This window comes from Streptomyces sp. NPDC058646 (genome assembly GCF_042716875.1).
Lineage (GTDB): Bacteria > Actinomycetota > Actinomycetes > Streptomycetales > Streptomycetaceae > Streptomyces.
The window spans coordinates 1-18,199 of record NZ_JBHXRK010000056.1 but is presented as its reverse complement, the minus strand read 5'-3'; the positions used below and the strand labels follow the sequence as shown (position 1 = coordinate 18,199).

Sequence of the window (18,199 nt, the reverse complement as noted above, 5' to 3'; positions counted from 1 at the left end):
TCGGCGTCCAACGATTAATTAAACCAACCGTAGGGCGGCAGGGTCATATTTTTTATAGAGACAGGCGCTGCGCGCTGTGCCAACGAACCGCCTCGCTTCGCTCGACGGGGCTCGGCTTCGCCGAGCCAAAGCCGGCCCTTCGGGCCGGACAGTCCTTCGCTTCGCTTCGGACTGTCCGGGTTCCGCTTCGCTCCACCCGGACTGAGGTCGCTTTGGGACCTTCGAAGCACCGTGCTGCGCACGGGAGGTGACCCCGTTTCACGGGGTTCAGGCCTTCGGCCTGTTGGGGTGTCCGCTTCGCTCCCACCCCGGCCCTCCGGCTTCGCCTCCGGGCCAAAGGGCCCGCAAGCGGGCCCGGCTGGCAGCTGCGGAAGGGGGACGGCAGTTTGTCGGCGCGGGCCGGGGGCCCTCTCGCCGATGTGTCGGAGATGCTCTGTGTAGAGTCCTGAGAGTAGGGTCACCTCATGGACGGCATGGCCGCCTTCAAAGGTGCACAGAGCGATGCTTCAAAATATAGCGCGGCTTGTTACGGGAATTGATGGCATGGTGCGCAGCTCTGGGTGCCTACGGCGACAGCTCTGACGCTTCGAACGATGTCGGCAATAGGAGACCGCCAGGTGTGACAGCCGGTCAGGACGCTACCGGTAGTGGGCGGTTCCGGCGTAGGACATGCCCAGCGCCACGGTGAGCTGTTTGACGTCGAGTTCACTGGCAAGGGTGAGCAGCCGTGTGGAGCGCAGGACCCGCGGGAGGAGGCCGACCGGGGCGAGGCTGTCGCGGACGTGGGCCGCGCCGGCCGGGCCGGTGGTGACTCTGGTGAGCCGGGTGACCAGTACGTGCGGGTTGTCCGTGTGCAAGGCGCTTCGGTGGGCGAGGCAGCCTTCCAGGGCTCTCCACGTGGCATTGTCGAGGCTGAGGTCGACGCTGCGCCCGGGGAAGCGGACCGTCCGGGAGACCGTGCTGATGTGGTCGAGGGTGAGGTGGCGGAGTTCGGTAGTCGTGGCCGCGTGCAGGAGAGCCGCCAGGCCGATGAACGCCTCGTGCGGGAGGACATCCTTGCCGGCACTCCACCGGCGGTAGAGGGCGCGTTGCTCATGAAGAGTGAGGGTGGAGCCCCTGAAGCCACGTGACTGCGGGGCCTCCACGGCCGCGGCGGGATTGTGGAGCACCACGCCGGTTCGGTGGGCGTGGGAGAAGAACTGCCTCAGCCCCGCGAGCCAGGAAGCCCTTCGAGCCGGGTTGCAGGCGAGGAATACCTCGACGTCGGTGACGTTCACGCCTGCCCAGCTGGTGTGTCCCTGAGCGTGGATGTGGAGTGCCAGGTCTCGGATGGTGTCGAGGCGGATTTCGATGGTCTTGAGCTGATTCGGTCGCAGCCCCAGACGCTCGGAATTCTCTCGCTGGGCCACCAGCGCCGCCTCGAAAGCGCGTACGGCGGGGCGCAGCGGGGCCGGAACAGCCTGGATCCGGCGTTCGCGCAGAGCGGCGGCCTGCGCGTCCTCGGAGCCGGCGGGAGCCATGAGGAGCTGTTGGGCGTGGAAGAAGTCTGCAAGTAGCCGGCTGAGCCAAGGGCGCGTACGACGGGCTTCGGCGAGCAGGGTGTGCGGGTCGGTGGAGCCGGTGTCGATGACGAGTCCGGCGGTATGGGTAAGAGCGTCCGCGGCGTAGAAGGTATGGCGGTGCGTCGCCAGATGCGAGGCCAGGCCCTCCCACCACGAGGGCATGTGAGGCATCCGGCGGGCCCAGCCTGCCGCGCGGGTCTGAACCGTGTGAGGCGAGTGCTCGTAACAGCGCTTACACATGCCACACGCCCACTGGGACAGGACACCGCATCCCGAACAGGCCGCGAGCGGCTCCGCCCTCGCCGGATCATTGCAGGGACGGCACCACTGAGTCGCGGCGTCCAGAGTCCGCCGTCGCCCGCAGCGCTGACACGGACCACGCCCGTGCCCGCCCGCAGCCCGGCGCCGGCAAGCCGCACACATCTCTTCTGCCGAACGTCTCCCGCCCCCGCAGCCGGGACACGTCCGCAAGCACCAGGCGCACAGACTCGAACCAGGACGGAGCCGGCGCAGCTTCGTACAGCCAGGACAGCGGCCCTGGACGGCGCCGGGAGCGGACGCTGCCATGCGATCTCGCACCTGCCAGACAGAAGAGGAGGAGGAACAACGGACAGCTGCGAACGTCACAAGGGAGGCAGTGACTGGCCCCCGACAGCCCGCAGCGCGCCAGACGGCTGCCTGCCTGGCATCTCCGCCAGTGCCGGCACCACCGGTGCCGCGGGACCGAGCACGAGGAGATCTCCAGGAGTACAGCCCAGGGCCGCACACAGTGCAGCCAGGGTAGACAGCTTCACCTGGGACGGCTGCTTGGTGAACAGAGCCGACACCGAGGCCGGCGACAGGTCCAGCCCCGCCTCCTCGGCAAGTAGCCGCCGTAGCTGGGTCCCCGTCCACACACCGCGCTCCGCCGCGGCCATCCGCAGCCGCCACTGAACGCCCGGAGGAACCTGGTCAGGGAGCCCGGGGCCTGATGCGGTCATGTCCATGCTCTCTTCGATCAGCCGGCCAGCGCGCGGACAACGGAGTCGGTGGCGCGCTGCCAGGCGTCCTCGACGAACCTCTGCGACGGCTTCACGTACGCCATCGTCGAGGCGATATGCCGATGCCCGAGGAGCTGCTGGACCGCGATCAGGTCCATTCCCCGCTCGTACTGGTGCGTCGCGCACGCCCTGCGCAGCGCATGCGGGGTGAACCGCTCATCCCAGCCCACGCCCTCGAGATCGAGAAGGCGGGCCAGGCGGTCCCGGACCGCCCCCGTCTTCAGCGCCTGGCCGTCCTCGTCGCAGAACAGCGCCGGGGTGGCGGGGAACAGCGGCCGAACGTCTTCCAGGTACCAAGCCAGGATCTTCTCCAGTCCCTCCAGCATCGGCGCCCACCGCGGCCGCGGCCCCGATGTATTCGCCGCCTTCCCGAACCGCACATGCAACTTCCCCGACGACCCCAGCCCCGCATGCACATCGGCCTGGTCCAGGCGTACCAGCTCACTGACCCGGACCGCCGAGTGATACGGGGTGCGCAGCAGGGCGTAGTCCCGGGCCATGGCCCGGTAGTCGGACGCGACCGCCACCTGGGAGCGGACGAAGGAGAAGAACGCCTGCAGCCGCTCACGGCCCGGCGGCGGCCCCACCGCAGCATCGTCACCGGTATGCCGCACGTGGTTGAACCGGTCCAGCCCTCCGTCGCCGACCGGCACCCCGAACGTGGAGCGGACCTGGGTCCCGTACCGCTCCGCGACGAAGGCGTGGAAGGCGCGCAGCATCTGCAGGTACTGCCGACGCGTACCCGCCGCCAGACCCACCACCGCCAGCGCGTGAAGCATCTCATCCACGTCCTCGGCCTCCACCGCCCACACCGGACAGTCGAAACGCCCCAGCACCCGGGCAAGGAGGGAGGTGTAACCGCGGACCGTCGACGGCGAAAAGCCCCGCACCACCCACGACCTTGCGAACGCCTCCACACACCCAGCCTGGAACACCCACGGATCCATCCCACCGGGCCCCTCGGCCAGAGCGCCCTCGACAAGACGCATACCGCCCCGCTCCCCCACACCCACCACAACACCCGCTCAGCCGTTGGTTAAGGCAGCACCTGAACAACCGACATGCCACCAACCAACTCAACGACGAACCAGCTGAACAGCAACTCCCAGCAGCGAAACAACCGGCTCATCCACACCACATCTTCGACAGCCACTGCGCCTCATCGCAGACCAGGACGTGCGTCTCCTCCAGGGCGCCGCGCAGCATCCGGTCGAACTCGATCGGCTGCCCCGGCGGACGGCCCTGCAGACCCAGGGCGTGGAACAGCTCGTGGCGCAGGTCGCGGGTCGAGGGACGGGAGCGGAACTGGATCCGGCGTGTCAGCCTCGGCGCGAGCTCACGCAGCGAGGTATTCACCGCCAACGACTTGCCCCGGCCCGCCTGCCCATAGATACAGATCATGGCTCTGGCCTCGATCGCGACGCGGATGTTCTCCCGCACCATCAGCAGGGCACGCGTGGAAACCACCTGGGCGCCCGGCAGGCGCATGAAGTGGTCCTCCCGCTCCCGGGGCAGCCGGCCCTGTCGCTCAGCAGTCACCATCGCTCAACGCTCCCCGCTGTCGTCACGTACATCGCCCACTCCAGGCGGCCCGCCATCGGCCGCCTGCCCGGCGTCTGTCTGGGAGTCGGCCGCCCTGCGAGGACGGACAACCGGGCGAGCCCAGGAAGCCGGAGGCTCGCGGGGCGGGATCAAGTCCGGCAGAGCCCGGGCCGCCAAATCCACGCCCCTGGCCCGGGCGATCTCCGCCTCCGCCTGGCCAGAGGTGACCGTGCGCCGCGGACGGGGCGCAGCAGCCGTCGTCGTGGCCGTGTAGCGGGCCTTGCGCAGTTTCTCCGCAGCCTTCAGATCCGCCTTCAACGCACGGGCCTTCTTCTCCCTGACCGAACTCAGCGCACGACGCTGCTCGAGCGTCGCCGCCTCCGCCAGGTAGGCGGTCCCGAGGTGCCGGCCCCACTCCTCGGTAGAGAACACCTCGATCTGCCCGTCGTAGTGCGGCAGATACCTCAGCCGGACCCGCATGCCGACGTGTCCGGCCATCCACGGCGCGATATAGGCACGACGTCGCCAGCTGATCCCCTTCGTGGTGATCTTCCGCATCCGGCCGTCGTCCTCCATCGCGAAGAACGCCAGCCGCTCCTCCGCGACGTCCTCGACCGGCGTCGGATCCGCCTCCCACGCCGCCAACGGCGTCAGGCTCGCGTCCAGACCGGCAGGGTGGTGCTCGGTGTTCCACCAGGCCACCCAGTCCAGCAGGACCTTCACGAAGTCCGGGTACGAGAGGAGGTCCTCCACAGGATCCGGGTGGTACGCCTCCGCGGAGCGGGCGCGATGCGTATAGCCCGGCAGCGAGACCAGCAGCATCTCCTCGACCGCACCGTTGAGGGCCTCGATGGTGCCCTTGCGGTACGGCTTGTACGCCGGCAGATCGTGGACCGGCACCGCGAAGGCGCCCAGAGCACGCTCCACCGTCCGGCACAAGAACTCCTTGCCCCGGTCCACCCGCACCACCCCGGGCAGGCCACCGACCGGGCCGTACGGATCCTGCCTGCTGATCCCCGTGCGCAGCGCGGCCAGGACCGCGTCCCGGGCCGGCTGATGCGGAGTCACCGCCACCCCCACGATCACCTTCGTCGCGACATCGATGAACCACGTCACCCACGGACACACCGCAGAGCCTTCGAGATCCACACGTACCGGGACCCGCTTGTGATCACCCTCCCAACAGGCATTGCGATGCGTCCGCGGGCGCTTGCCATAGACGTCGTAGCGGCGCCGGGCCGCCTCACCGCCCTTCAACCCCGCCCGCTCCCCCGCCGACAAATCCCGCACGATCGCGCGCTGCAGCGTTGCCAGCGACGGCACCTGCTGCTCGTCCCCGGCCTGGCGAGCTTCGGTCAGGAGCTCGCGGTGCACCGCAGCCGCGTTCCCGCCCCACACCGCCAACAGCCGACGCACTCGAGGTGTGACCGTGAAATGCGGCCGCGGCAAAGGCCCCGTCCGACCTTCCCTGCGGGCCGCCTCAACCCAGCGGCGCACCGTACGGACCGAAACACCGAGCCCCGACGCCACCAAACGCACATGAGCAGAAGTCAGCCCACCGCGGGAATCCAACGCCATCAGACGGGCAACCGCGCCCTCACGCCCCACCCCGCACGGCAGCGGTACCCCACCGACCAGCACGTCGTCTTCCGGCAACACAGCCACCGCACACCACCACCCTGGCCCGACCCCGGCCAACACCCATGACACCGCCAGAAAACGGGCTATAGACCCAAGAGACGTGAACTGGAGACAACGGCCGGTGGCCTGCGGTAGAAGCACGGCCACCCCGGGCCCACGGCGCGATGGACGGGGCACTCGACAGTCGCTAAGGGAGCACTGTGAACCCTTGTTGACCGCTCACTTATCGGCCCGACTGCCACGTAGTGGCACGCCGGGATGCCGGGGCCTTGGTGGCTGGACTTTAGGGCTGATCGTTCTGCAGGAAGGCCAGGGCGTCGGCGGCGAACCGCTTGTCCGTGAAGGTTCCGCTATGGCTGCGGTCCTGGTAGACGACGAGCCGGGCGTCTGGAATGCCCTTGACGGTCTGTCGGGCCAGGTCGAGTGGGTAGACGATGTCCTTCTCGCCTTGGAGGAGCAGCGTGGGCGCCTTGATCTCGTGCAATCGGCTGCGCAGGTCGAAGCCGTCCTCGGCGCCCAGCATGGTGGCGGCGTCGAGGTGTTCGCGGCGGCCGTCCATGAGCCAGAGCAGGCCCCCCAGCGCCGTCCGGCCGATCGTCGAACCGGTGAGCATCTCGGCCAGTGCAGGGCTCGGCCGCTTGCCTTGCCGTGCGCGCTCGATGTAGCGGCGCTGGGCGCGCCTGCCTACCGGTCCGAGGGTGCAGGCCGTACCGCCCAGGACGAGGCGGTCGACCAGCTCGGGATGGTCGGCGGCGAGCTGGAGGGCGAGCGACCCACCGGTGGACAGGCCCAGCACGTTCACCGGCCTGCTGAAGGTCGCCCGGATCGCGTCGGCGTGGACAGCGGCGAGCTGGGCCATCGTTGTCGTCGGCGGCAGGCCCGGCGGGCGTATGAGGAGGTGCGTGGTGAACTGCTCGGAGAAGGGTCGCAGCATCCGCAGGGTGAGCCGGCGGCTCGCACCGGTGGGGACTGCCGCCTCCGGAGTGAAGAGCAGGACGATCAACGGCGGTCCTTCGCCAGCCGACAAGCAGGGCAGTCCGTGCATCATGACGCGGCTCCGCGGACCCCGCCGCCGGCGTCGAGGCGGGTGATGCGCCGCTGCGCGGCGAAGGCGGCGGCCGGATAGCGCGGGTCGGGCCGCAGGGCGTATTCGCGCAGGCACGCTTCGGTGAACTTGATGACGTGCTCGTCGCCGTGCTCGGCGGCGCGGGCGCCCAGCTCGTCCAGTGGGGGCAGATCCGGTATCTCCGACTGCCAGGCCGCCGTGCCCTCGTCGCGCCGGTCCGAGGTGAAGGCGAACAGGAACGCCGACTGCACCTGCCAGAGCCGGGCCAGCGTCGGCTCGTACAGCTCCTGCGGTAGATGCGGGAGTACGAGGCGGACAGCGGCGGGGGCCGTGACGCCGTGGATCAGCGGGACGGGGTACACCTCGGGGTGGCCGAGATAGACATCGGCGAACTGGGCCGTCATCTCGCTCAGCAGCCGGGGTGCCTGCTGCGGGGCCAGCGTTTCCAAGGACTCGCCGTAGCCACGGAGTTCGGCCAGCGTGTCCAGGCGGCGGCGGGCGGTACCCGGCCCCATCGGGCCATCGAGCGGTACGCGGGGCAGCGTGGCGACCGCGTCGGGCAGCTCGTGGGGGCCGTGCAGTCGCGGGCGGCCGGGGAGTTCGCTGTAGCGGGCCGCCCAGTAGGCCAGGCCGCGGGCCAGTTCCTTCAGCTGGAGCGCTGTGGTTCCGTCGCCGGTCGCGTACAGGCCGCGTACGGCGTGCGCGGTGCGGATGACCCCGTGCGTCAGGCCCGCGAACAGCCCTGGAAGCAGGCGGGGCCACCAGCGCACGAGCACCTCGCGCCAGTGCGCCTCGGCCAGTTCGCGGACGAAGAGCCGCTCCCAGTCCCCGGCCCGCCGGAAGGCGCCGAGGGCGGGACGCCACGAGGACTCGTCCCCGGGGTCCAGGGCGCAGCCGGCGGCGGGAGGCTCGTGGTGCTCCATCGCCTTCCGGTAGCGCCCTACCCACCGGGCAACTTCGTCCACTTGCCCGAGCAGGGCGAGTGCCTCGGCGCCCATCGGGCCGTGGTTTGCGAGATCCACGCCCTGTCCTCGCTCGTATCCCAGGTCGTCCATGCGTTCCAGGGCGTCATTGAGCGCATCGCTGTAGCTGATCGACGGCATAAGAGATCCTTCGTAGAGCCAAACAGTTTGGATATCCAAACCATATACACTTGTAGCATGCCGCAGAGCGAGAACGCCGGGAAGGCGTCACGGAAGCCGACCCCGGATGAGCTTGAAGTCGCCGGTCTCGTACCGCTGCTGGAGCCCTTCTTCCGCGGTTCGGTCGTACGGGACCTGATGCCGGAGCCCTTGCGAGGCGTCATGGAAACGCATGGCCTGACGCCACGCCACGGCGCCGTACTGCCCCAGTTGCTGGCCGGACAGCCACTGACCGTCAGCGAGATCGCCCGACGGCTTCAGGTGTCACTGTCCACCGCCAGCGAACTGGTCGGAGCCCTGAGCCGAGCCGGCATCGTGGACCGGGCCGAGGATCCGACGAACCGCCGCCGCGTCCTGGTGTCCCTGGCCCAGGAACACCGCCTGCCGCTCGAATCCTTCATCCTTCGGCGGACCGAGCCACTGCTACGCGCGCTAGAGGGGCTGTCGCCCGACGAGAAGGCAGGATTCCTGACAGGGCTCACGGCCTGGGTCCGCGAAGTGCAGAAGTGAGCGTGTTGCGCGCGCTGCCACAGGCGAGCACGGGACGCCGAAGCCGGCACCGAGAGGCCTGGACAACGAAGAAGCACCAGGTCGCCGACCTGGGTGGACGGCAAGCGTGAAGCTTCCCCTCGATCGTGGACACCGGCCACACCGCATAGACACCGCACCCCGCTGTCCAGCAACAACGCACACCGATGACACCGAACACACCGCACCAAAATGACACCACCAGGAGCAGAACCGCCCCTGACCAGCACGAATGACGACAATCCGCGACGACAACTACTGCAGCACCCCAGTGACAATCACCCGCCGTGTCGCACGCGGGAAGTGACCCCGTTTCACGGGGTCCGGGCCTTCGGCCCGTTGGGCGGGTCCGCTCCGCTCCCCCACCCCGAGGCCTTTCCGGCTCCGCCTCCAGGACCGGCCCTGGTGACGGGCCGTTGGGGCGGCTCTGCTTCGCTTCGCCGCCTCTATCCTTCCGGCTTGGCTTCCAGGGCCTACGGAGCGGGGGACTCTTCGATGTGCCGCTCCAGCCGCTCCTTCGCCGGCCGCGGATCCCGAGCCAGCTCCCACGTAGTACGAGCAACCTCAACCAAGGCGGAACAGCCAACCAGAACCAAGAGGATCCGGAAGGGCAACCAGTCTTCATCCATCGACCAGCCCGCACAGGCGAGAACCATCAACCATGAGAATGCGGTCTTCCGCACCCACAGCTCAATCCAATCCCCCACAACACGCCCTTCCCCCATGCCGCTCCCACCCAAGACGGATGCAGGAACACTTTACGTCACGTTAGAGGGAGTCCATGGATTCCGTGTGCGTCATTTTCGTCATCGAAATAGACTCTGGACTCAAGGCACTCCGGCTCGGAGTGCTCTAGAAACCTATCGAGATTCACTGCACCCCCTCACCGATGTCCTGGTGAGTCAAGCCAAGCAGGCACCCTAGCCAGTCCAATCGTAGCCCCCGCACCGTATCTACATGCGGGTTTCTCATTCTTCGCCGCTCTAATCGACCGGACGACACCCAAGAGGAGCCAAGCGGAGACGTTGACCACAAACCGCAGTGATCATCGTGAGACCGCCCAGCGTGAAGCCATTGACGCAGTCCTGGCTGCCCTCGAATTGCCTGCAAGAACACTTGTGCCCGAACGAAGGCTTCGAACGCAAGTGATCATGGCAACCGGATCCGGGAAGACCCGGGTCGCGGTCCGCAGCGCGGAGGAGCTCCACGCGGGCCGTGTGCTGGTGCTCGTGCCGTCTCTGGACCTCCTGGCACAGACCGAGATCGCGTGGCGCGAAGGGGGCCGCAGGGGCCCGATGCTCGGGGTGTCCTCCCTGCGGGGTGAGGATGTCTCCTTCCCCAACACCACGGACGTGGACGAGCTGGTGGAGTGGACGCAGGGCCTGGAGAAGGTCACCGTGTACGCCACGTACGCCTCCCTCGGCCTGGGCACGCTGGAGCGGGCACACGCCCGGGGCTTGGCGGCTTGGGACCTCATCGTCGTGGACGAAGCCCACCGCGTTTCTGGCCGGATCGGCAAGCCCTGGGCGGTCATCCACGACAACACCCGCATCCCCTCGCTGCGTCGGCTGTACATGACGGCCACGCCCCGGATGTGGCAGCTCGGGGACGACGACGAGGCCGGCTCGCCCGGTGAGCTGGTCGCGAGCATGGATGACGACCCGGACGGCCCGTTCGGCAGCCGGTGCTTCACCTTGTCGCTCTCGGAGGCCATCGATCGGGGAATCTGTGCCCCCTACCAGGTCGTATGCGTGGACGTCACCGACACCCAGCTCCAGGCCGCGCAGCTCGTGGGCGCCGAGGGCCGCTCCACCGAGGTCCGCGGGGCGCGGCTCGCGGCGCTGCAGACCGCGCTGGTGAAGGCGTCGGCGGAGGAGGGCTTCCGGCGCACGCTGGTCTTCCACCACGTGGTGAAGGAGGCCGAGGCGTTCGCGGCCGGCCTCCCCGACGTCGCCGCGCAACTGCACGCCAGCGACCGCGAGCTGTACCCGAAGACGGTGTGGGCGCACTGGCTGTGCGGCGAGCACAAGCCGCTCCACCGGCGCCGCGTTCTCGCGGAGTTCGCCGAGGGGATCGCCACGGACGGCACCGTCGTGGAGAAGGGCTACCTGGGGTCGGTGAAGGTCCTCGGGGAGGGCGTCGACACCAAGAACTGCGACTCCGTCTACTGGGCCGACGTACGCGGCTCCATGCCCGACCTCGTCCAGGCCGTGGGGCGTGCCCTGCGGATGCAGCCCGGCGAAGGCAAGGTCGCCTCACTGGTGGTGCCCATCCTGCTCGGCCCCGGCGAGACAGCGGACAACATGCTCACCAGCCGGGCGTACGGCGGGCTCGCCAAGCTCCTCGAAGCACTCCGGGCCCACGACGCACGGATCGTGGAAACCCTCGCGGAGCAGCAGGCCCCGAGCCGCTACAAGCCTGTCAACGAGGACAGCGGCGGCAAGAGCGGCAACGGGGCCGGCAGCGGCTCCGGAGGCGTCAGCGCGCCCGCCAAGGCCCTGCTGAAGTTCTCCACGCCCCGCGACCCGGCCGCGCTCGCCGCGTTCATCAACCTGCGCGTCCTCAACCCGGAACACGAGCACTGGCGGCGCGGGGTGGAGGCCGCCGTCATCTACGCCCGCGCGCACGGCGACCTCAAGGTGCCGTTCACGTTCCGCGTCCCGGCCGCCGAGGACGCGGAGAAGGCGGGGTGGCCGGCCTCGCTGGCGAACTTCCCGCTCGGGCAGTGGACCGCCGACGCACGCCGCTTCTACAGCCGCGGCGACATGGACGAAGAGCGCGTCGCTCAGCTGGAGAAGCTCGGGATGGTCTGGTCCCACTTCGACATCGCCTGGGCCGAGGGGCTGTCCGCCGCGCGCGGGTGGGCGGCCGAGCACGGGCACCTCCTGGCGCCGCTGGACGCCGCCTACCAGGGCGCCCCGGTGGGGATCTGGCTGAAGAACGCCCGGGCCGCCGCCCGGAAGGCGCAGGAGATCGAGCAGCGGCGCGCCGAGGGGCTGCCGGTCCAGTCGTCGGCCGGGGCGATGACGCGGGAGCGGCGCGAGCAGCTGGAGGACATCGACCCGTCCTGGTGCTCGAGCTGGCCGGTGACGTGGCAGCGCTGCTTCCACCTCGTCCGGCTGCACTTGGACGGCGGTGAAGGTCTGCCGACCACGGCGGGCGAGGTCGTGCGCCAGGGCGAGGACCTCGGACGGTGGGTCACCTCCGTCCGGCACGGCTGGGACCAGCTCACCGGGGTCCAGCAGTGGATGTGCGAACAGATCCTCGGCATCGAACCCGCCACCGAGGACGAGAAACCGAAACCGCGCACCAGCCAAGCCGACAAATGGGCCATGCACTACACCGCAGCCGCCCAGTACTTCGCACGCGAAGGCCACCTCACGGTCCCCCGCAAACACATCGAGACCATCACCGTCGGCGACGGCCAGGCGCAGCAGGACCTGCCGTTCAAGCTCGGCACATGGATCGACAACCAGCGCCGCCGAGCCGCCACCCTGACACCAGAGCGGCTGGAGCAACTGTCCAAGATCGGGATGAGATGGGCGTGACGCCGTCGACTCGTCACCGGGTGTCCCGTTCGCGGCAGTTCTGGACGGTCTTACCGAACCTTAAGCGGCGCCCCTCATCGGCCCCGGTGACCTGTGTCAGTCGAAGAGGGCGACGACTCCATTCACCCAGATCACAAGGAACGCAAGGGCCCCCACCAGGCAGCCGACGCCCGCCAGCACACCGCTGACCGACCACGGCTCGGAGGGCGCCTCGTACTCCTCCTCCAGGCCGTCCCGGTAGGAGGCGGGGTCGTCCCAGTCGACGGTGTGCCCCAGTTCCTCGGCGCAGGCTGTCCGCACCGCGGCCAACTGCCCCTCCGCGAAAGCGGTGGCAGCCATCGCCTCGGGGCCGCGCCAGGCGAGGGCCTTCATCCGCCACCCGGGAGACCCGTACCGCGCCTCGAAGGCGGCGGTCTCGTCGGCATTGCGGTCCTCTTCCAGGTACATCCAACGTCCAGCCTCGGCGGCGTCGCCGTAGAGCCGGTACACCTCGGCCAGACAACGGCGGAGCGTCAGGTCGTACGGGAACGACGAGACGAGACCGCGCAAACGCTGGCGTGCGACGGGAACCCGGCCGGCGGCCAGGTCCGCATCGACTCGGGCAAGGGTCTCTCTCAGGGGCATGAACGCATAATCGGGTACCGCACTGATCTACGTCGAGCTGGTTTTGTTGCTCAGAACTCGATCGCTTTCAACGGCATCGGCACCCTCCTCGGCGCCGATCTCAGCTCGCAGCATGCCGCCGGATCACGGTCAGGGCCTGTAGTAGACCTTGCAAGCCAGGTCGACGTAGTTACCGTCATCCAGGCAGACCTTGATTTTGGCGGCCCCGCCCGGAACATCGGCGGGAACGTTGAGAGTGAAGCCGGCCGTCTGGTTGCAGATGATGCTCGTGCCGCGGCTGCTCAGTTGTTTTCCAGTGGCGTCATAGGTGTACATCCAGGTCGCCCGGCATCCGCTGGAGCTGATGGCTCGGTGCTCACCGGCCAGAGTGACCGACCGGTTGTACCAGGTGGCCGTGCCCATGGTGTAGGTGGCCCCGTAAGGGACATGGATCCCCGGGGTGGTGGGGTACTCGGCTGCCTGCGCGCTCGTCGCCGGCAGCCCGAGGAGCATGCCAGCCGTCAGAGTCGCGGTGCCAAGACCGACAGCCATCTTCATACGACGCATACGGTCTCCCAGATAGAGAAGCGGAAACACAGAAGAAGCCCCGTCAGGCTGACCAGGGGACACCAACACGTCTACGGACTATCCAGCCACATCAATCCGCGAGTCCCCAAGTTTCGACAGCGAACGTTAAATGAGTTCAGAACCTGCGTTCCGGGCCTGGCATTCTGTCACTCTGGGAATATGGCCTTACAGATTTCGTATAAGTGCCCGGCAGGAAGCCCGCCGGGCACGGCCGGTACATGCTGGCCGGCCAGCCCGAAAACCTGATCATCTGCGAGCGCGCACCTCTACTCCTGCTCCACAGTAGGCGGCGGCCCCGGCCACACCATCACGCCTTGCGGTGGAAACCTGGGTATTGATCATGGTGTGTGGGTGAGCATGGGGCCATGGCGGGATGGTTGAGGGTGTGCTGGTGGGGGTTGGCGGTCGTCGGGGTTGTCGCGACGGTGGTGTGGGTGTCGGTCGGGCACCCGGAGGGGGCCGATCAGGGCTGGGGCATCGCTGGGGCGGTCGCTGGGGTCGCTGCGCTGGGGGTCGCGCTGTGGCAGCTGAGGATCACCCCACGGACGGCGGAGAGCACGGTGTCCGCGCCGGTTCCGGTGAGCGCGGAGGGCGGGTCGGTCGCGGCGGGTGGTGGCGTCCGCAACGCGCAGGCGCGTGACACCGCGCCCCGGACGGGTGCGGCGCCGGGCGGGCCGGGGATCTCCGCGAGCGGCGGGTCGGTCGCGGCCGGCGGCGACATCGACGGGGCCAGCGCCCACCAGGGCCCGTGAAGCGCCGCTGGTGGCGCCCCGCCACCGACTCGCCCAGCGACGTTTCAGCGTCCCCGGGAGTGGCAGCTACCCAGGGGTCGATCGCGGCAGGCGGCGACATCGTCAACTCGGTTGCGGTGTACTCCGAGCGGGCCCTGCCGGCAGAGGCGTACGCGCCGATCCCCGCGGACGCCGCAGAGCACGGTGTGTCGAACATCCCGGCGGCGGCAGGGTTCGTCGGCCGCGGCGCGGCATTGGACACGTTGGACGCGGCATTCGCCAGCGGTGCCAGCGGGGTGGTGCTGCACGGGCTGGGCGGGGTCGGCAAGTCCGCGCTGGCCGCGCACTGGACTGCACACCGTGCGAACGCTCACGCGCGGTGGTGGATCACCGCGGACAGCACGGACGCGGTCGACGCCGGGTTGGCGTCCCTGGCACGCGCCCTCCAGCCAGGGCTCGGAGAGCTGCCCGCCGAACTCCAGACCGAACGCGCGCTGCAGTGGCTCACGCAGAACGGCGACTGGCTGGTCGTCCTGGACAACGTCGACCGGGTCGAGGACGTCGGCGCGTTCGTCGGCCGGGCCGCGGACCGGGGCCGGATCCTGATCACCACCCGGCGGGCGACCGGCTGGCACCAACACGCCATCGCCACCGTCCGCCTGGACGCCTTCGAGCCGACAGAGTCGCTCGCCCTTTTCAACCACATCCTGACCCACCACGGCCCGCGTGACACCGACGGCGCCGCCGCGCTCTGCGCGGAACTGGGACACCTGGCCCTCGCCGTCGAGCAGGCCGCCGCATACTGCGCCGAGACCGGCACCGGCCCCCGCACCTACCTCGACATGCTGACCCGGTGGCCCGCCACGATGTTCGCCGCCGCCGCAGAAGGCGGCGCCTTCGAACACACCATCGCGAGGACCTGGCGCCTGACCCTCGACCGTCTGACCGACACGCCCCTCGCCGGAGACCTCCTGCGCGTCCTGGCCTGGTACGCCCCCACCGGCATCCCCCGCGATCTGCTGGACAACGCCGCCCAACCGGCCACCCTAGCGGCCGCGATCGGCCGACTCGTCGCCTACAGCATGGTCACCGACAACCACGACAACACCCTGAGCATGCACCGCCTCGTCCAAGCCCTCGCCCGCACCCCCGACCCCGACGACCCCCACCGCCGCCCCGACGCCGTCGACCACGCCCGCAACCAGGCCGCCGCCCACCTCGCGGACACCTTCCCCAACGACGTCGAGCAGCCCGTGACCTGGCCCCGCTGCCGGGCACTGCTCCCGCACATCGACGCCCTCACCAGCCACCACACCCCCGACTACGACACCGCCGACACCGCCTACGCCCTCGACCTCGCCGCCGCCTACCGACAGGAACAAGGCGAACTTGCCCCCGCCATCCAGGCCTTCCAACGCGCCTTCGCCACCCGCCAGCGGCTGCTGGGCAGCGACCACCCCCACACACTGACCTCCCGCCACCACATCGCGAACGCGTACCAGGCGGCAGGTGATTTCTACCGGGCGATACCCCTGTACGAACGCACCCTCAAGGACCATGAGCGGGTGCTGGGCATCGACCACCCCGCCACACTGACCTGCCGCAGCAACCTCGCGTACGCCTATCAGTCCGCAGGAGACCTGGATCGGGCGATGCCCTTGTACGAGCGCACCCTCAAAGACCGGGAGCGGGTGCTGGGCAGCGACCACCCCCACACGCTGACCTCCCGCAACAACCTCGCGTGCGCGTACCACGCGGCAGGTGATCTGGACCGGGCACTACCCCTGTACGAGCACACGCTCAAGGACCTGGAGCGGGTGCTGGGCAGCGACCACCCCCACACGCTGACCTCCCGCAACAACCTCGCGTGCACGTACCACGCGGCAGGTGATCTGGACCGGGCAGTACCCCTGTACGAGCACACGCTCAAGGACCAGGAGCGGGTGCTGGGCACCGACCACCCCGACACACTGACCTCCCGCAACAACCTCGCGGGCGCATATCTATCCGCAGGAGACCTGGACCGGGCGATGCCCTTGTACGAGCGCACCCTCAAAAAGCGGGAGCGGGTGCTGGGCACCGACCACCCCCACACACTGACCTCCCGCAACAACCTCGCCCGCGCGTACCAGGGGGCGGGCGATCTGGGCCGGGCGATACCCCTATACGAGTACACCCTCAGAGACCAGGAGCGGGTGCTGGGCACCGACCACCCCGACACACTGACCTCCCGCAGCAACCTCGCGTACGCGTACCAGTTGGCGGGGAACCCGGGCCTGGCCGTCCCCCTGTACGAGCACGCCCTCAGAGACCAGGAGCGGGTGCTGGGCAGCGACCACCCCCACACGCTGACCTCCCGCAACGACCTCGCGGCCGCCTACCAGTCGGCGGGGAACCTGGACCGGGCCGTACCCCTGTACGAACGCGCCCTGGAAGACTGCGAGCGGGTGCTGACCCCCGGTCATCCGTTGACTGCGCTGGTTCGGGCGAACCTGCAGCGAGCGCGGTCCACGTAGTGGTTGAGGGGTAGCGCACGTGCTCGTCTGACGGCATCTTCTACAAGGCCAGGTAGCCGGTGGCACACCGGTCTGAGCGGCTGCGCCGTGGTTCAGTCGTGCAGTAGCCAGTCGACGGTGACGCCGGCGGCATCAGCGATGAGGACCAGGTCCCGATCGCATGGCGGGAGGCGACCACTGGCAAGGAGCAGCAGCCGGTCTCGTGTCATGCCGTCCACACGCCAGCAGGTGATGCTGAGCGCGTGGCGCAGCCGGTCCATCCGGCCCCTTGCGAGGGGGTCGGCGTGCACAGTGGCGTGGAGGTTTTCGATGGTGCCGGTTGCGCCGGTGACATCGCCGGCACGCACCGCGTCTGGGGGGCCGTCGCACGCCGAACGGTCCTCGGGATGCGCGGCGCGGCATCGTGGGGAATGTGAGGAATCGGTCATGGCAGGCAGCACCTCGCAGATATCGGACCCAGTCACAGCGCTGCCGCCAGCACGGGCCGCTTCTTCCAATCGTTCCCCCGATGGCGTCGCGTGACTGACTGGCGCCGCAAACAGGGCGGACTGCCACCGCCTTCTGGCAGGACGTGGAATGGGCAGGGAGCCGTACCCGTGTCCGTCGGGCTCCCTGCCACGCAACGGCCTCCCCGAAAGGAACACCGCGGCATTCCTGTAACGCCACCGGGGCCTTCCAGGACACGCCCAGATCCTCGGGGACACCGATAGAACCGTTCGCGTCCGGATGGGAGGGGGTGTCGGTGCGGAAAGACGGCAGGCTGCGGGAGAACTCCCCCAAGCCGCGCGGCCCGGGCACCAGCCGAGCAGGTGATGGTTCAGGCGCTGCGGCAAGATCCCCGGAATGAAGCTTGGCGAACCGCTTGCGGGGTTGAAAGTGCGAGCATCGGCCCGAGGTGGTCGGATCGCGAGCCCGGAGCATCCGCGCCGTGTGAGGTCCGGGCCGGTCGTGGCAGCCCGGCCCCGAACCCCACCTCGGCGTCGGCGGCGACCTGGCGCGGTCCGGCGACCGCATCGGGCACGCCCGCGGCCTCCCCTGGAGGATGGGGGAGGCCGTTTTGTTCAGGGCGGTTGCCTGCGGCTGTTTTTTGAAGCTGTCGGATCTGCGGCCGGCATCCTGCTCTCAGCAGGACGTCACAACCGGTGGTGCTGTCAGTACTCGCCCTTGTGCTCGCCCTTGTCGCCGTCCTTGAAGTCGCCGTTGATGCAGGTGTTGCCGAAGGCCGGGTTGAGAGCGCCGACGACATTGACGGTGTTGCCGCAGATGTTGATCGGAATGTGAATGGGCACCTGGACGACGTTGCCGGACAGCACGCCGGGAGAGCCCACGGCAGCGCCCTCGGCAACAGCGTCAGCGGCGGCCATCCCGGCACCCCCGGCCACCATGGCACCAGCGGCGAAGGTTACGGCTACCGACTTTGCGAAACGCGACATGAAGATCTCCTTGGAAACTGGGCCCACCGCAGATGGTGCGGCATGGACGTCCTCCCAACAGCACGGCTCTCACGCCGGTCACAGAAGTTGGGCCGAATGGTGGCCCGTCCTCCCCTGCCGCCAATCCGGAGCCCCCTGTCCCGGCACCGGACGCGACGGAGGTCCTAGGGCCTGTGTGGTGTCGTGATCAGTTCCTGGGTTGTGGCCTCTTCGCGGGGCGGAACCCGGTAGGACTGTGGTCGTGACGCGCAGGCAACTC

The 18,199-nt window shown here is 69.0% G+C and carries 15 protein-coding genes; 4 read left to right on the top strand and 11 right to left on the bottom strand.

Translation table 11 applies throughout. The annotated features are described in order from the left end of the window. Positions 1-638: 638 nt before the first annotated feature. The 7 genes from ACFWUZ_RS35435 to ACFWUZ_RS35405 form a co-directional block, all read right to left on the bottom strand. Positions 639-1,724: an integrase gene (locus ACFWUZ_RS35435; RefSeq protein ID WP_384382115.1), complete on the bottom strand. Its 1,086-nt coding sequence runs from the start codon at positions 1,722-1,724 to the stop codon at positions 639-641. Positions 1,725-2,185: 461 nt separating this feature from the next. Then, positions 2,186-2,479: a helix-turn-helix domain-containing protein gene (locus tag ACFWUZ_RS35430; protein ID WP_384382117.1), complete on the bottom strand. Its 294-nt coding sequence runs from the start codon at positions 2,477-2,479 to the stop codon at positions 2,186-2,188. A gap of 80 nt (positions 2,480-2,559) precedes the next feature. Beyond that, a complete protein-coding gene (locus tag ACFWUZ_RS35425) occupies positions 2,560-3,549 on the bottom strand; it encodes a tyrosine-type recombinase/integrase (RefSeq protein ID WP_384382113.1) in 990 nt (329 codons plus the stop codon). A 178-nt stretch (positions 3,550-3,727) separates the two neighbouring features. Further along, a complete protein-coding gene (locus ACFWUZ_RS35420; RefSeq protein WP_243342125.1) occupies positions 3,728-4,144 on the bottom strand; it encodes an ATP-binding protein in 417 nt (138 codons plus the stop codon). Between the two features lie 3 nt (positions 4,145-4,147). Beyond that, positions 4,148-5,518: a Mu transposase C-terminal domain-containing protein gene (locus tag ACFWUZ_RS35415; RefSeq protein WP_384382110.1), complete on the bottom strand. Its 1,371-nt coding sequence runs from the start codon at positions 5,516-5,518 to the stop codon at positions 4,148-4,150. 550 nt (positions 5,519-6,068) lie between these two features. After that, positions 6,069-6,788 (bottom strand): alpha/beta fold hydrolase, encoded by a 720-nt coding sequence (locus tag ACFWUZ_RS35410; protein ID WP_384382108.1) that lies wholly within the window; start codon positions 6,786-6,788, stop codon positions 6,069-6,071. A 41-nt stretch (positions 6,789-6,829) separates the two neighbouring features. Continuing rightward, on the bottom strand, positions 6,830-7,954 hold the full coding sequence (locus ACFWUZ_RS35405) for a hypothetical protein (protein WP_384382106.1): 1,125 nt from the start codon (positions 7,952-7,954) through the stop codon (positions 6,830-6,832). A 57-nt stretch (positions 7,955-8,011) separates the two neighbouring features. Between ACFWUZ_RS35405 and ACFWUZ_RS35400 the strand changes: the two genes are divergently transcribed. Both ACFWUZ_RS35400 and ACFWUZ_RS35395 read left to right on the top strand, forming a co-directional pair. Further along, on the top strand, positions 8,012-8,503 hold the full coding sequence (locus tag ACFWUZ_RS35400) for a MarR family winged helix-turn-helix transcriptional regulator (protein WP_384382105.1): 492 nt from the start codon (positions 8,012-8,014) through the stop codon (positions 8,501-8,503). Positions 8,504-9,546: 1,043 nt separating this feature from the next. Continuing rightward, positions 9,547-12,069 carry a Helicase associated domain protein gene (locus ACFWUZ_RS35395; protein ID WP_384382103.1) on the top strand — a complete coding sequence of 841 codons (2,523 nt, stop codon included), beginning with the start codon at positions 9,547-9,549 and terminating at the stop codon, positions 12,067-12,069. A 96-nt stretch (positions 12,070-12,165) separates the two neighbouring features. On the opposite strand, the gene ACFWUZ_RS35390 is transcribed toward ACFWUZ_RS35395, so the two are convergent. Together ACFWUZ_RS35390 and ACFWUZ_RS35385 are read right to left on the bottom strand one after the other, a co-directional pair. Beyond that, positions 12,166-12,693 carry a DUF6584 family protein gene (locus tag ACFWUZ_RS35390; protein ID WP_384382101.1) on the bottom strand — a complete coding sequence of 176 codons (528 nt, stop codon included), beginning with the start codon at positions 12,691-12,693 and terminating at the stop codon, positions 12,166-12,168. A 129-nt stretch (positions 12,694-12,822) separates the two neighbouring features. Next, on the bottom strand, positions 12,823-13,230 hold the full coding sequence (locus ACFWUZ_RS35385) for a hypothetical protein (RefSeq protein ID WP_384382099.1): 408 nt from the start codon (positions 13,228-13,230) through the stop codon (positions 12,823-12,825). Positions 13,231-13,625: 395 nt separating this feature from the next. On the opposite strand from ACFWUZ_RS35385, the gene ACFWUZ_RS35380 reads away from it, so the two are divergent. Together ACFWUZ_RS35380 and ACFWUZ_RS35375 are read left to right on the top strand one after the other, a co-directional pair. Further along, positions 13,626-14,012, top strand: a complete 387-nt coding sequence (locus ACFWUZ_RS35380) for a hypothetical protein (protein WP_384382097.1) — start codon at positions 13,626-13,628, stop codon at positions 14,010-14,012. A 59-nt stretch (positions 14,013-14,071) separates the two neighbouring features. Continuing rightward, entirely contained in the window at positions 14,072-16,507 is a 2,436-nt protein-coding gene (locus ACFWUZ_RS35375; protein WP_384382095.1) for a tetratricopeptide repeat protein, read from the top strand. Positions 16,508-16,599: 92 nt separating this feature from the next. Here the strand turns inward: ACFWUZ_RS35375 and ACFWUZ_RS35370 are convergent, their stop codons facing one another. Together ACFWUZ_RS35370 and ACFWUZ_RS35365 are read right to left on the bottom strand one after the other, a co-directional pair. Next, positions 16,600-16,935 carry a hypothetical protein gene (locus ACFWUZ_RS35370; RefSeq protein ID WP_384382093.1) on the bottom strand — a complete coding sequence of 112 codons (336 nt, stop codon included), beginning with the start codon at positions 16,933-16,935 and terminating at the stop codon, positions 16,600-16,602. A gap of 723 nt (positions 16,936-17,658) precedes the next feature. Next, entirely contained in the window at positions 17,659-17,940 is a 282-nt protein-coding gene (locus ACFWUZ_RS35365; RefSeq protein WP_384382091.1) for a chaplin, read from the bottom strand. Positions 17,941-18,199 lie beyond the last annotated feature (259 nt).

Bases quoted from the DNA above. Each gene is read 5' to 3' on its own strand.
- ACFWUZ_RS35435 (WP_384382115.1), bottom strand. From the start codon at position 1,724: ATGCCCTCGTGGTGGGAGGGCCTGGCCTCGCATCTGGCGACGCACCGC.
- ACFWUZ_RS35430 (WP_384382117.1), bottom strand. From the start codon at position 2,479: ATGGCCGCGGCGGAGCGCGGTGTGTGGACGGGGACCCAGCTACGGCGG.
- ACFWUZ_RS35425 (WP_384382113.1), bottom strand. From the start codon at position 3,549: ATGGATCCGTGGGTGTTCCAGGCTGGGTGTGTGGAGGCGTTCGCAAGG.
- ACFWUZ_RS35420 (WP_243342125.1), bottom strand. From the start codon at position 4,144: ATGGTGACTGCTGAGCGACAGGGCCGGCTGCCCCGGGAGCGGGAGGAC.
- ACFWUZ_RS35405 (WP_384382106.1), bottom strand. From the start codon at position 7,954: ATGCCGTCGATCAGCTACAGCGATGCGCTCAATGACGCCCTGGAACGC.
- ACFWUZ_RS35400 (WP_384382105.1), top strand. From the start codon at position 8,012: ATGCCGCAGAGCGAGAACGCCGGGAAGGCGTCACGGAAGCCGACCCCG.
- ACFWUZ_RS35390 (WP_384382101.1), bottom strand. From the start codon at position 12,693: ATGCCCCTGAGAGAGACCCTTGCCCGAGTCGATGCGGACCTGGCCGCC.
- ACFWUZ_RS35385 (WP_384382099.1), bottom strand. From the start codon at position 13,230: ATGAAGATGGCTGTCGGTCTTGGCACCGCGACTCTGACGGCTGGCATG.
- ACFWUZ_RS35380 (WP_384382097.1), top strand. From the start codon at position 13,626: ATGGCGGGATGGTTGAGGGTGTGCTGGTGGGGGTTGGCGGTCGTCGGG.
- ACFWUZ_RS35370 (WP_384382093.1), bottom strand. From the start codon at position 16,935: ATGACCGATTCCTCACATTCCCCACGATGCCGCGCCGCGCATCCCGAG.
- ACFWUZ_RS35365 (WP_384382091.1), bottom strand. From the start codon at position 17,940: ATGTCGCGTTTCGCAAAGTCGGTAGCCGTAACCTTCGCCGCTGGTGCC.